The sequence below is a fragment of the Flavobacterium hercynium genome (assembly GCF_002217285.1).
GTDB lineage: Bacteria > Bacteroidota > Bacteroidia > Flavobacteriales > Flavobacteriaceae > Flavobacterium > Flavobacterium hercynium.
Genome location: NZ_MUGW01000002.1, coordinates 96,069 through 108,986, shown reverse-complemented (window position 1 = coordinate 108,986; position 12,918 = coordinate 96,069). Strand labels below are relative to the sequence as shown.

Here is a 12,918-nt window from a genome sequence, read left to right as displayed (position 1 = left end):
AGTTTTAACAGTTTAATGCAAAAAATGTATGTAAAGAACTTTTTTTAATTTTTAATAGATAAACTTGGAGCGCTCACAGTTTTAAATAGCGTGGTAACTGATTTTTGTGTTGTGCCTGTTTTTAGTACTGTTGGCTCTTTGTATAGGGTAAAATTAACGACAATAGCATCTTTTACTTTAATCAGTCCGGCCATTTTTACCGGCGCTTTTAACTCAATATCAGAGAAATTCAGATTCAATGATCCGTGAATTCTATCATCGGCATTGTATAACATGAAATCTTTATACTTAAGCGTTTTATTGGTTACAATAAAGGTAAGGTTGCATTTGTAATTTTTACCGCAAGGTTTTATGTCAGAAAGAGAAACAGTACTGTTTGGAAATTGTTTTACCTTAACAGTTCCCTGTAAATCTTTAGTCATTATTTTGTTTCCACAATCAAATTTAGACATGTTAATCTCTGTATCAAAACTATCGTTTTTGGATGAGTTTAAACAAATGGTGTCTTTTTTATTAAATGTGGTGGAACAATTGTATTTTCCAACCGTAGATAATCCTGTAATTTCAATTTTAATTTTACTAATTAGCAAGACAGGATCGTCTACAAAATTAGGTTTAGCACTTCCTAACGTGAAGAAAGTGGCTAAACCCATAATTAATATTTGAAATCTACTTAACATGTCTGTTAGAATGAGATTACTGCTTCGAACATTAGACCTTTGAAGTTACCACCGTAAAAATCGTTTGGTGTAGCTCCGTTGAATTGAGAGAAGTTTTTATAAGTTTGATCTACATATTCTAGTTTTGCCAGAACATTTTTAGTCATAAACCAACCTGCTGCTGCTTCGAATCTGTTTATTTGGATATTCTGAGCACTTGCATTTGAAAGTTTTCCATCAACTAAATTGTATTTTCCACCTACATAAAATCTTTCACCTTCTCCAAAACGATACACGATATCTCCAACATACTGATTTACTTTACGAGTATCATCAGTTCCTTTGCGGTCACCTCCAGAAGTTAATTCGATAGTTCCAAAAAACTCAAGACCTTTGTATTTTACGAATGGATTGATCATGTATGATGTAGCCCAGTTTCCGTATCCGGGATTAAATCTTCCGGTATCTTTATTGGCAGCTGCGTCAAAATTGTTTGCTACGGCAGTTGTTGTAGTTCCGGTAACCGGATCAATAACGTTGTAAGCATCGTGCGTCATCACACCGTAAAAACGGCTTCCGGCTCTGTCAGAAGAATATAAATTTCCACTAGAATTTGCAGTATGATATAATGATCCTGTTAATCTAATTCTCAAATCATCATTAATTTGTTTGTCATAACCCAATTTTGCTAATATTGACGGACTCACTGTTGTATTTTGATCAGGTGCCGCTGGTGTAGTTGGTGAAGGAACGATTTCAGCAACACTTTGATTTAGTTTAGAGTTGGTAACCCCAAGCATACTAACAAATCCATCTCTGTTATAGTACACTTCCGCACCCATTTCAGTAATAAAGGCATCCATAATATTGTTTCCTACGAAAGGATTAGCAAAAGCATTTCCGTTGTCAGATCTTCTAAAGTGTGCATCACCATAGTTGTTCTCCATTTGACCAATTTTAATCGTAGTGTATTGCATAAATTCGGCAAGGAAATCTTTTTTGATGAAGTCTAACTTGTCAATTTGCAAATACCCGCCTTTTACCCAAGTTTCGTTATGGTGTCTTGAAGCCAGGTAAACATCTAAGTTTACACGAACACCGTCAAATAATTGTGCGCCTATTGTAAAGTTGGCATTTGGTAAATTAAAGTTATTCTCTAAATTATTTAATCTGTAACCTGGTGCTGTTGCAAGGTTTTTTTGATCGTTGAATGAGTTTACAGCTTGAAATTGTAAAGCGAAAGCCGCTCCCATATCTACACTTACTCCTTTAAATTCTACAGAATCTTTTTTTACATCGAATTGATTGATTCCTTTTTGACTTCTTGGAATTTGATTCTGAATGTGTCCAAAACTAATTTGTGCATTTGCAGCAAACGTACTAACTAATGCTGCTATAAGGATATATATATTTTTCATGACGCTTCTTAATTGAAGTTTATATTAAATTTTACCGTTAAGTCTTCACCTGTTTTAATAGTACCTAACATTGCTGTTGGAGATTTCATTCCAAATTCAGTAAAAGTGATTTTGTTAGATCCCTGTAAGTTAAGACCGTCTTTTGTTACAGTTGTTTTTACAGTTGTTTTAAGAACTTTGTTTGTTCCGGCGATAGTGTAAGTACCAGTAAGTTCCCAAGTAGTTTCATTTACTTTATGAGCTGATTTAAGTACATATTTAAGAGATGGGTGTTTGTCTGTTTTCAAAGTAGTATAAGCTACTTTATCCATACTTTTTTTATGACTTTTAACGTTTTCTACCGGGAGGCTTATTGATAGTGCTTCGATTGCTGTAAGTTTAGAATCTGCAATAGTAAGATTGGCTGTTCCTGTAGCTGCGGTTGTTTTCTCTGTTCCTGATGGAGATGTCATTTCCCAATCGTGTAGCGTTGAAGTACCTGCAACTGAAAAAGTAGATGTTTTGTCTAATTTATAGCTTTTTTGTGCGGTTACCATTGTAGCAATTCCGAAAAAAGCAATAAAGGCTAATAATTTAAATTTTGTAATGTTCATTTTGGAAATTTTTTTGGTTAAACAATAATTTGGGACTTGGGCTTAATAACTATTGGGTATTTTAATAAACTGATTTAATGTTTTTTGATCTGACATCGAAACAATTACCTCGTTATTTTTTAGCAATTTTATCGAATAAGAACCTAAAATCTTAATAAACCTACTAAATACTTGCTCACTATATTTTAAATAGGAATTAGTTTATTTATAGAACTAAGATATAGATTTTTATTACATTAACAAATTAATAGTCAGTTTTATACTCCAAATACCCAGCGAAAACGATTGATTGTAGTTTTTTATACCTTAATTGTGGTATTTAAAAGGCATAGAACCATTGTCTATAAATCACTCGTGTGATAATAGGGCATTATTGTAGTTATAATAAAGATTCGGTCTGAGTATGGCTTACATCGAAACCATTTTTAAATTAATTACTTGATAAAAAATTCTTTGCACCGGCTGGATCAAAAGTGATGTTAAAAATCACTGTTACGTCTTTTCCAGCTTTTACAGCTCCCAGGGCTGCTGTTGGAGGTGCCATTTCAAAATCAGTAAAAGTGATGTGGTTAGCTCCTTGTAAGGTAAACATGTCATTGTTAATGCCGATTTTTACCTGAGTCTTGTATTCTCTACTAACGCCTGCAATTGTATATATTCCGGTTAGCGCCCATGTAGTTTCATTCACTTTTTCTGCATTTTTTAAAAAATAGCTGATCGTGTTATTGGTTTTTGTGTCTAAAGTTTCATAGGCCACATGATCCATACTTGATTTGCCACTTTTTAAGCTTTCTGCTACTAGTATAATGTTTAAGCTATTTATTCCAGCCAGCTTAGAATCAACAATACGTAAATTTGCTGTACCATTTGCTGCTGTAGATTTCATTGTCCAATCATGAATATTAGAAGTTCCTGCAATTTCAAAACTAGATTCAGATACGTTATATTTTCTTTGCGCGTTTGCTTGTAATGTTATTGTTAATAAAAGCGCTGCTGCTAAAATTGATTTAATTGTTCTCATTTTGATAGTGTTTAGTTAGTAGGTCAAATAAAGAAAGTTTGTGATTTGATTACCGTTAGTGAGAGTATTAAATCCTTTCCTTTATTTTTATAGTACAAATTTACCACCCATACCTATCTTATAAGATGATAAAAATCATGGTTAAAGTTTTATTAAATAGTTATAATAATAAGGGTAAAAGCATTTAAACAGATGATTTATGGTTTTAATTATTCTTTTTTAATGTTAATTCATTGATAATCAGTTATTTGTATGTTTTGTAGAATTTATTATGATTGCTGATTTCTCAAAAACAGCATCAAATTTTGTGATTTTAGCAAAATCCACATGCTGAAATTGCGAAATGAGCAATCACAGGGCTTCAGCTCTAATATAACGTTTGAAATAAAAATGAAATTATTTTTATAATTTTTGGACTTAATTAACAATGGAGTAAAAAATCAAAAAAAAAATGACAAAAGTGATTAACTTTGCACCATGCAAATGGAAAAAAAAGACATAAGAGCCTTATCAAAAGACGAACTTCGAGATTTTTTTGTCAAAAACAATGATAAAGCATTTCGTGGTAATCAAGTTTATGAATGGTTATGGAGTAAAGGAGCGCATAGTTTTGAGGATATGACAAATGTTGCAAAAGCAACACGTTCGATGCTCGAAGATAATTTTGTAATCAATCATATTAAGGTAGACACCATGCAGCGAAGCAGCGACGGAACAGTAAAAAATGCTGTACGCCTGCATGACGGTTTGGTAGTCGAATCTGTTTTAATTCCAACAGATACCAGAACTACTGCTTGTGTTTCGAGTCAGGTTGGCTGTAGTTTAGATTGTAATTTTTGTGCAACTTCCCGATTAAAGCGTATGCGAAATCTGGAGCCCGGCGAAATTTACGATCAAATTATGGCAATTGATAAAGAAAGCCGTCTGTATCATAATCATCCGCTTTCGAATATTGTTTTTATGGGAATGGGAGAGCCTTTGATGAATTACAATAATGTCATCAAAGCAATCGATATGGTCACTTCGGCAGAAGGTTTAGGAATGTCTCCTAAACGTATTATGTTATCGACTTCGGGAATTCCGAAGATGATCAAAAAAATGGCTGATGATGATGTGAAATTCAAATTAGCAGTTTCGTTGCATTCCGCTATCGACGAAACCCGTGCCCGCATTATGCCTTTTAGTAAAAATTTCCCTTTAGCAGATTTAAGAGAAGCATTAGAATATTGGTACAGAAAAACGAAAAGTAAAATCTCGTACGAATATGTAGTGTGGAAAGGTATTAATGATGATAAAGCTTCGATTGATGCATTGGTCAAGTTTTGCAAGTATGTACCCTGCAAAGTAAATTTAATTGAATACAATCCAATTGATGACGGAGAGTTTCAGCAAGCTTCAGAAGAATCAATTTTAGCTTACATAAAAGCATTAGAAAATATTGGCGTAGTAGTAAAAGTGCGACGCAGCCGCGGAAAAGATATCGATGCCGCCTGCGGACAATTAGCCAATAAAGAAGGATAAGTCAAAATAAAGATTTCAAATAAATAAAAAAGCATTAAAGACAAGTAACAACTTGTTTTTAATGCTTTTTTTGGGCAAAAAGGGTGGTGTGTTTTAAAATGTTTTTCTGCTAAACCATCATCTTTAATTATTCTTCACAATATTTTTAATTGAATTTAGATTAAAGACTGCATTTTAGTATTTTTGTTTTACTTTTCAATAAAAACATAAAATATTCATATACTAATATAAAATAAAGAACGTTTTTTTATTAAAAATAGTATATTTGGAATCGAAATGAATATTACTTCCCAAATAAAACAGCCCATCTTTGACGAGATGGAACTTTTTGAAACAAAGTTCCATGAATCGATGACTTCAAAGGTTGCGTTACTGAACCGTATTACCTATTTTATCGTAAACCGAAAAGGAAAGCAAATGCGTCCGATGTTTGTATTTCTTACAGCAAAAATGGTTTCGGGAGGCATAGTAAACGAAAGAACGTATCGTGGCTCTTCTGTAATTGAGCTTATTCATACCGCAACTTTAGTTCATGATGATGTAGTCGATGATAGTAATCGCCGCCGCGGATTCTTCTCTATAAATGCGCTTTGGAAGAACAAAATTGCCGTTTTGGTTGGAGACTATTTATTATCAAAAGGATTGTTGCTATCTATAGACAATGGCGATTTTGATTTACTTAAAATCATTTCAGTTGCCGTTCGCGAAATGAGCGAAGGCGAATTACTTCAGATTGAAAAAGCCAGAAGACTCGATATTACAGAAGACGTTTATTACGAAATCATCCGAAAAAAGACAGCTACACTTATTGCGGCATGTTGTGCTTTGGGTGCGAAATCAGTAATTGAGGATGAGGCAGAAGTCGAAAACATGCGTAAGTTCGGTGAACTTATCGGAATGGCTTTCCAGATCAAAGACGATTTATTCGATTACAGCGAAGAAGCTATTGGTAAACCAACCGGAATCGATATCAAAGAACAGAAAATGACCTTGCCGTTAATTCATGTTCTGAATACCTGTACAACTCAGGAAAAAAAGTGGTTGATAAACTCCATCAAAAACCACAACAAAGACAAGAAACGCGTTAAAGAAGTAATTGCTTTTGTAAAAAATAATAATGGTTTGGCTTACGCCGAAAATAAAATGGTGCAATTTCAACAAGAAGCACTTGCCTTATTAGAAAATTACCCTGATTCAGAGTTTAAAGCAGCACTTACCTTAATGGTGAACTACGTTATCGAAAGAAAAAAATAAAGTTTTTAAAATAAATTAAGAATTAAATATCATGCTAATTGTTTTACAGTTAGTGTGTTATGTTGTTTTTTAATTTTTTAATTTTAATTTTTCATACCTCATGCAACCCTTTTACAACTTTAATCGTCTATGCTAATAGAAGTCTGTTAGTAAAACAAAATCTGTACGCTTATTAATGAAAATTATTTATTTACATCAAGAAGAAACCGAAATCATAAAGTTGGCTGTCGAAAATAATCGACAAGCGCAGCAGCAGATTTATAGCCGTTTTTCTTCGAAGATGCTGAGTGTTTGCCGACAATACATAAAAGACATTCAATTAGCAGAAGATGTAATGATCACAGCGTTCATGAAAGTCTTTACCAGTTTAAACAAATTTGAGCATAAAGGCAGTTTCGAAGGCTGGATTCGTAGAATTATGGTTAATGAATGTATTTCGTATTTAAGAGTTCAGAAAAAAGTAAAATTTGTTGAAGACGAAATTTATATAGAAGAAAGTTTTAACGCTATTGACAGTCAGTTCTCCATAGATCAGATTCAGTTTTTAATAGATGCTTTGCCGGATGGCTACAAAATGGTTTTTAATTTATACGCTATCGAAGGATACAAGCATAATGAAATTGCAAAGATGTTAGGAATTAATGAAGGAACATCTAAATCTCAATTGTCGCACGCCAGAAAAATGCTGCAGACACAAATTAATACATTAAAAAAACAAGATAATGGAACCGAATAATTTTGAAAAGGATTTCCGTGAAAAGCTAAACCAACGCAAGATCGAACCAAGTGACAAAGCCTGGGATCGATTGGATGCGATGCTGAGTATTGCTGAAGAAAATAAGCCTGCAAAAAAAGCTAAAAACAAAAGAAAATGGATGTATGTCGCGGCAAGTATAGCGGGTTTTCTATTGTTGGGTACTATCTTCTTTAATCAAAGTAAAAATTCATCGGAAGTTTTGAACACTATCGAAGTTCAGAATGATAAGAATGTAGTAATCGAAGAGGGAACACAAAAAGATTCTGTTATAAAAACTATTGTTCTCCAAAAAGATTCAGATAAAAAAGTTATTGCAGTTTCAGAACAAGTTTCGGTAAAGTCGACAAATCAAGAAGGCATTAATAGAAGTACGAAGTCAAATAAAACCATACACATTGCGTCAAATCAAATAACGGAGTCTTCAATCATCAATCAAAATCAGGAAATACAATCAATCAAAAACCAAAGTGCAGTTACAGAAACCGCTGCAAAAGAAAGCACAGATCAATTATTGGTAAAGGCTGAAAAAAATAATTTAGCTGATAATGTAGTGAAACCAAAATCAAAAGTAAAAATTAATGCCAATGATCTGCTTAATCAAGTCGATGGCGAATTAGAACTTTCGTTTAGAGAAAAAATGATTGCTAAAGTCAACAAGAATTATCAATCAGTAAAAGTGGCTATAACGAATCGAAATCAAGAAGAATAAAGAGTTATGAATTATGAATTATGAATTATGAATTATGAATTACATTTTATAATCCACAATCCACAATCCACAATCTATAATCTACAATTTACTATTCACAGTTCACCGTTCACAACTTACAATTCACAATTAAAATCATCAATCAACAATCAAAAAAAAATCAATCATGAAAAATTTTACAGTTTATCTCGTTATTCTCATTTTCTTATTTGTTAGCAAAGTATTGGGACAGGAAACCTTTGAATCGAAAGCAAAGAAGATTGCCAATAAAATAGAGCAGATTACCAAAGAAGAAAAAGAAGCTTTAAAGGAAGAAGTAGAAGTAGTAAATGTCCAGTTATCGGAAGGGAAGATTTCGCACGAACAAGCAGAAAAACGCAAAATAGAATTGGCAGAAGCCAGAGCACTACGCATAGAAGAAAAAGTAACGCTGGCGCAAAATGAATTGAACGAATTGGTACAACAAAAAGTAGACGGAAAAATAAAAGAAGATTCGTCTCGTGTATACATTCTTCGTTTTAATCCAAGAAAATGGGAGAGAGACTCAACGCGTATTCATGGCGAAAAACGAACCACTTCACAATTTGTATTTGCGATGGGTTTAAATAACATGATGCAGGACGGAGAACTTCAGGATTCTAATTATCGTTTTAAAGGTTCGCATTTTTACGAATGGGGTCTGACCTATAATACAAGGCTATTCAAAAATGATAATTTACTACACGCCAAATACGGGCTTTCGGTAATGTACAATAATATCAGGCCAACAGATAATCGCAGTTTTGTGGTAAGCGGAAATCAGACCAATTTAGAGGTAAATCCAGTGCATTTAACGGAGTCTCGTTTTAGAAACGTATATCTTGTTGTGCCGGCGCATTTAGAATTTGATTTTACAAAAGCAAAAGAAACAGATGGGAAAAAATATTTCAAAACACATAAAAGTTTTCGTTTTGGAATTGGTGGTTATGCCGGAGTTAACGTGAAATCGAAACAAATTTTAAAATTTGAAGAAGAAGATTTAAAATACAAAACGATCATAAAAGGAGATTATAATGTAAATAATTTTATTTATGGATTAAGTTCTTACGTAGGTTACAGGGATGTAAGTTTGTATTTAAAATATGATTTGAACCCCTTATTTAAAGATAATGAAGTAAAAGAAAATAATATTTCATTAGGATTACGTTTTGATTTGAATTAAAACAAGATTGCGATTAGTTAGTAGAAAAAGCACTTCGAAAGAAGTGCTTTTTTTATTTGAAATTACCTTGTTTAATGCAGGATTTGTGTACTTTTACAGGCTCTAAACTCTAAAAATATTTTACGTTTTGATTTCACAAAATACAATTGATACTGTTTTTGAAACTGCTCGTGTAGAGGAGGTTATTGGTGATTTTGTTAATCTAAAACGTGCCGGAAGTAATTTCAAAGGATTGAGTCCGTTTTCAGATGAGCGCTCTCCGTCGTTTATGGTTTCGCCTGCAAAAGGAATATGGAAAGATTTTAGTACCGGAAAAGGAGGGAACTCTGTTAAATTCTTAATGGAACATTCGCAGTTTACCTATCCGGAAGCCATTCGTTATCTGGCGAGAAAGTACAATATAGAAATTGAAGAAACAGAACAATCTGATGCTGAAAAAGCGATGACAGATGTTCGTGAAAGTATGTATTTAGTTTCAGAATTTGCGGCAAAGTATTTTCATGATGTTTTACTCAATTCAGAAGAAGGAAAAGCGATTGGACTTTCGTATTTCAAAGAAAGAGGGTTTACCAATGAAACCATTAAAAAGTTTGATTTAGGGTATTCTCCGGAAACCTGGGATGCGCTTACCAAAGAAGCGTTAGGAAAAGGATATAAGTTAGAGTTTTTAGAAAGTACAGGATTAACCATTGCGAGAGAAGATCGTCCTTTTGACCGATTCAAAGGACGTGTGATGTTTCCTATTCAAAGTATGTCCGGACGAGTTTTAGGCTTTGGAGGACGTATTTTAACCAATGATAAAAAAGCAGCAAAGTATTTAAACTCGCCGGAAAGTGATATTTACCATAAAAGTAAAGTGCTTTATGGAATCTTTCAGGCGAAACAAGCTATTGCAAAACAAAACAATTGCTATTTGGTAGAAGGTTATACCGATGTTATTCAGTTTAATCAAGCCGGAATAGAAAATGTTGTAGCGTCATCAGGAACCGCTTTAACGCCAGATCAGATTAGGTTGGTAAATCGTCTGACCAGAAACATAACTGTTCTTTTTGATGGAGATGCTGCAGGATTACGTGCTTCTGTTCGAGGAATCGATTTGATTTTGGAGGAAGGTATGAACGTTAGAGTTTGTGCTTTTCCTGACGGAGAAGATCCGGACAGTTTTGCCCGTAAAAATTCTCATGATGAGCTAGTAGCTTATTTAGAAACAAACAGTAAAGATTTTATACAGTTTAAAGCATCTCTTTTAATGAAAGATGCAAATAACGATCCTATCAAAAAAGCCGATCTTATTAGAGATATGGTCAATAGTATTTCGAAAATTCCGGATCGTATTCAGCGTGAGGTATATATTCAGGAATGCGCCAGAATCATGGATATTTCAGAGCAGGTGCTTACAAGTACTTTGGCTCAGCTGATTCAAAAAGATATTGCAGAAGCAAATAAAAAGCTAAAGCAGGATCAAAAGCCTTTTGAAGTTTTCAGAAATCAGAATCCTAAAAATGCAGGATATTCAGGAGGAGACCCGGAAGATCCAAGAACGGGACCACCAGATGATTATCCGGGAGAGCCGGGATATTCGGCACAACCTACGGAGAAAGTTGATATTCTGTATCGTTTAGAGCGAAAAGTAATTGAAATATTATTGCTTTACGGAGATCAGACAGAAGAGTTTGAAGATGTTCACTTAAAGAATAATGAAGAAGGTGAAATCGAAATGGTTACAGAAAACAGACAGTACAAAGTTTTTCAGCGCATCTATTTGAGTTTGCAGGAAGACGAGGTGGAACTTTCTAATAATTTGTTTCGTGAAATTTTTCAGGATTTAACTGCTTTTTATCTTCAACATGAAAAATTCAGTCTGGAGCAATATTTAATGCGCTTACAGCCTGACTTTGCTCAGGAAGTAACCGATATTTTGATGGAAGATGAAAGATTGACGCTTCACAATTGGGAAGGGCAAAATATTTTTTCGAAAGGGAAACACGAAACAATTGCGCAATACGTTAATGAAACCATCATGTCTATGCGCTGGTATTTGGTAGATAAAATTATCGAAGAATTAAAAAGCTCCATAAAACCTGATAATTCAGATAATACGGAGCTTTTGTCAATGGTTGTAGATTACTCAAAACTTGTTAATTCGTTTTCGAAAAAACTAGGACGAGTAATGTCCAGATACCATTAAATGATCTCTAAGGTTTTAGCCTTATTAACTAAGTCAACTAAATTAGTAACATTTAATTTAGTTAACAATCTCAATTTGTAAGTACTGATCGTTTTTTCGTTCAAGTTCAAAATCTTTGAGATTTCATTGTTTTTCTTACCGTCACTTAAATAACGTAAAACCTCGATTTCACGGTTTGACAGTTTTCTGTACAAGCGTTCGCTTTTGCTTTGTTTCGCAATCAAAGCCATGTTTTTGCGAACCGTTTCATTGATAATAATTTTTCCTTCGTGTACTTTAACAATAGAATGACCTAAAGTTTCAAGTTTTTCTGTTTTGTGTACATACCCGGATACTCCCGCCTTAATCGCATTTGGAGCATACATTTGTTCAGCCAAGTCACTAAAAATTACAATCTTTGTTTTTGGGAAATTTTTCAAGATCGACTTTACTTCAAAAATGCTCGAAAGACCTTCTAATTCTAGATCTAGAATTAAGATGTCGATCTCCTTCGTTTGAAGAATATCTCTTACCATTGAAAAGTTACCTACGTTGGCAACAATTGAAATTTGATCGTGGTCTTTAAAATAAGACTTTACGCCAAAGTGAGTCACAGGATGATTGTCTGCTAGACATACTTTAATCATAATTTTACTTTTTTAGAATTATTATCATGTTTTTTGGAGCTGTAAAATTAATAAATAAATTCTGTAATTAATCGCAGATAAATGTTAAAATGTATTATTTTAACGTTTTGGGTATTAAACAGACCGGAATTGGATCCATTTTATGCTTGTTGCTGGTGTTTAAATGTTTATAAATTTCAAAGACAGATTTTTCTCTCCCAATGTACTCAGCTCCCGTGTTTCCTGACTCCACAGCTTCCATCGCCCATTCGAGTTCGTCGTAACTTGCTCCTAATTGGTCTTCATCTGTGCGATTATCGCCAAATAATCCATCGGTTGGTGCAGCGGTCAAAATTGACTCCGGAATGGCTAAAAATTGTCCCAAAGCGTACACATCAGACTTCATAAGGTCTGCAATTGGACTTAAATCGACTCCACCATCGCCATATTTTGTATAAAAACCTACACCAAAATCTTCAACTTTGTTTCCAGTTCCCGCAACTAATAACCCGTAAATTCCTGCTAAGTAATATAGAGAGGTCATTCTTACGCGAGCTCTTGTATTTGCCAAAGACAAATTTACTTTTGCTAAATCGTCTGATTGAGGTACGGCACTTTTAAAGGCTTCAAATGTTGCCGTTAAATCAGTTTCTATATTAGTAACATTCGGAAAACGTTTTTTTAGTTGCTCAATATGTTCTCTACCTCTTGAAACCTGGTTTGGAGCCTGGTGTATTGGCATTTCTACACATAATACCTTAAGTCCGGTTTGAGCACATAAGGTTGAAGTTACAGCAGAATCAACTCCACCGGAAATTCCAATTACAAAACCATTTACTTTTGCATTGTTAGCGTAATTTTTTAACCACTCTACAATGTAAGTATTTACTTTTTCTACTTGAATAGAACTTTTTTTAGCCATAATAGTTTAAGTTTTAAGATGCAGGGACGTATATTTGCACAAATATTTTTTAAGTATATGTTTACTTAAG

12 protein-coding genes are annotated in these 12,918 nt (G+C 33.6%); 6 read left to right on the top strand and 6 right to left on the bottom strand.

Annotated elements, in window-relative coordinates; genetic code table 11:
- Window positions 1-44: 44 nt before the first annotated feature.
- From B0A66_RS00785 to B0A66_RS00770, 4 genes are all read right to left on the bottom strand, one after another.
- Complete coding sequence (locus tag B0A66_RS00785) at window positions 45-653, bottom strand: hypothetical protein (RefSeq protein ID WP_244283371.1); 609 nt, start codon at window positions 651-653, stop codon at window positions 45-47.
- 32 nt (window positions 654-685) lie between these two features.
- Window positions 686-2,077, bottom strand: a complete 1,392-nt coding sequence (locus B0A66_RS00780) for a hypothetical protein (protein ID WP_089047944.1) — start codon at window positions 2,075-2,077, stop codon at window positions 686-688.
- 8 nt (window positions 2,078-2,085) lie between these two features.
- The gene (locus B0A66_RS00775; protein ID WP_244283370.1) at window positions 2,086-2,670 is read right to left on the bottom strand and encodes a YceI family protein; all 585 of its coding nucleotides are present in this window, start codon (window positions 2,668-2,670) and stop codon (window positions 2,086-2,088) included.
- 430 nt (window positions 2,671-3,100) lie between these two features.
- A complete protein-coding gene (locus B0A66_RS00770) occupies window positions 3,101-3,691 on the bottom strand; it encodes a YceI family protein (RefSeq protein WP_089047942.1) in 591 nt (196 codons plus the stop codon).
- A 477-nt stretch (window positions 3,692-4,168) separates the two neighbouring features.
- Between B0A66_RS00770 and rlmN the strand changes: the two genes are divergently transcribed.
- The 6 genes from rlmN to dnaG all read left to right on the top strand — a co-directional run bounded on the left by rlmN (window position 4,169) and on the right by dnaG (window position 11,321).
- On the top strand, window positions 4,169-5,212 hold the full coding sequence (gene rlmN, locus B0A66_RS00765; protein WP_089047941.1) for a 23S rRNA (adenine(2503)-C(2))-methyltransferase RlmN: 1,044 nt from the start codon (window positions 4,169-4,171) through the stop codon (window positions 5,210-5,212).
- 276 nt (window positions 5,213-5,488) lie between these two features.
- Entirely contained in the window at window positions 5,489-6,466 is a 978-nt protein-coding gene (locus tag B0A66_RS00760) for a polyprenyl synthetase family protein (protein WP_089047940.1), read from the top strand.
- Window positions 6,467-6,641: 175 nt separating this feature from the next.
- Window positions 6,642-7,202, top strand: a complete 561-nt coding sequence (locus tag B0A66_RS00755) for an RNA polymerase sigma factor (protein ID WP_089047939.1) — start codon at window positions 6,642-6,644, stop codon at window positions 7,200-7,202.
- Entirely contained in the window at window positions 7,189-7,932 is a 744-nt protein-coding gene (locus B0A66_RS00750; RefSeq protein ID WP_089047938.1) for a hypothetical protein, read from the top strand. Before B0A66_RS00755 ends, B0A66_RS00750 begins: the two co-directional genes overlap by 14 nt.
- 166 nt (window positions 7,933-8,098) lie before the next feature.
- Window positions 8,099-9,133: a hypothetical protein gene (locus tag B0A66_RS00745; protein ID WP_089047937.1), complete on the top strand. Its 1,035-nt coding sequence runs from the start codon at window positions 8,099-8,101 to the stop codon at window positions 9,131-9,133.
- Window positions 9,134-9,260: 127 nt separating this feature from the next.
- Window positions 9,261-11,321 (top strand): DNA primase, encoded by a 2,061-nt coding sequence (dnaG, locus tag B0A66_RS00740; protein WP_089047936.1) that lies wholly within the window; start codon window positions 9,261-9,263, stop codon window positions 11,319-11,321.
- On the opposite strand, the gene B0A66_RS00735 is transcribed toward dnaG, so the two are convergent.
- Window positions 11,318-11,947: a response regulator transcription factor gene (locus tag B0A66_RS00735; protein ID WP_089047935.1), complete on the bottom strand. Its 630-nt coding sequence runs from the start codon at window positions 11,945-11,947 to the stop codon at window positions 11,318-11,320. The genes dnaG and B0A66_RS00735 overlap by 4 nt on opposite strands.
- Window positions 11,948-12,041: 94 nt before the next feature.
- A complete protein-coding gene (gene nadE / locus B0A66_RS00730) occupies window positions 12,042-12,848 on the bottom strand; it encodes an NAD(+) synthase (protein WP_089047934.1) in 807 nt (268 codons plus the stop codon).
- Between the last annotated feature and the right edge of the window lie 70 nt (window positions 12,849-12,918).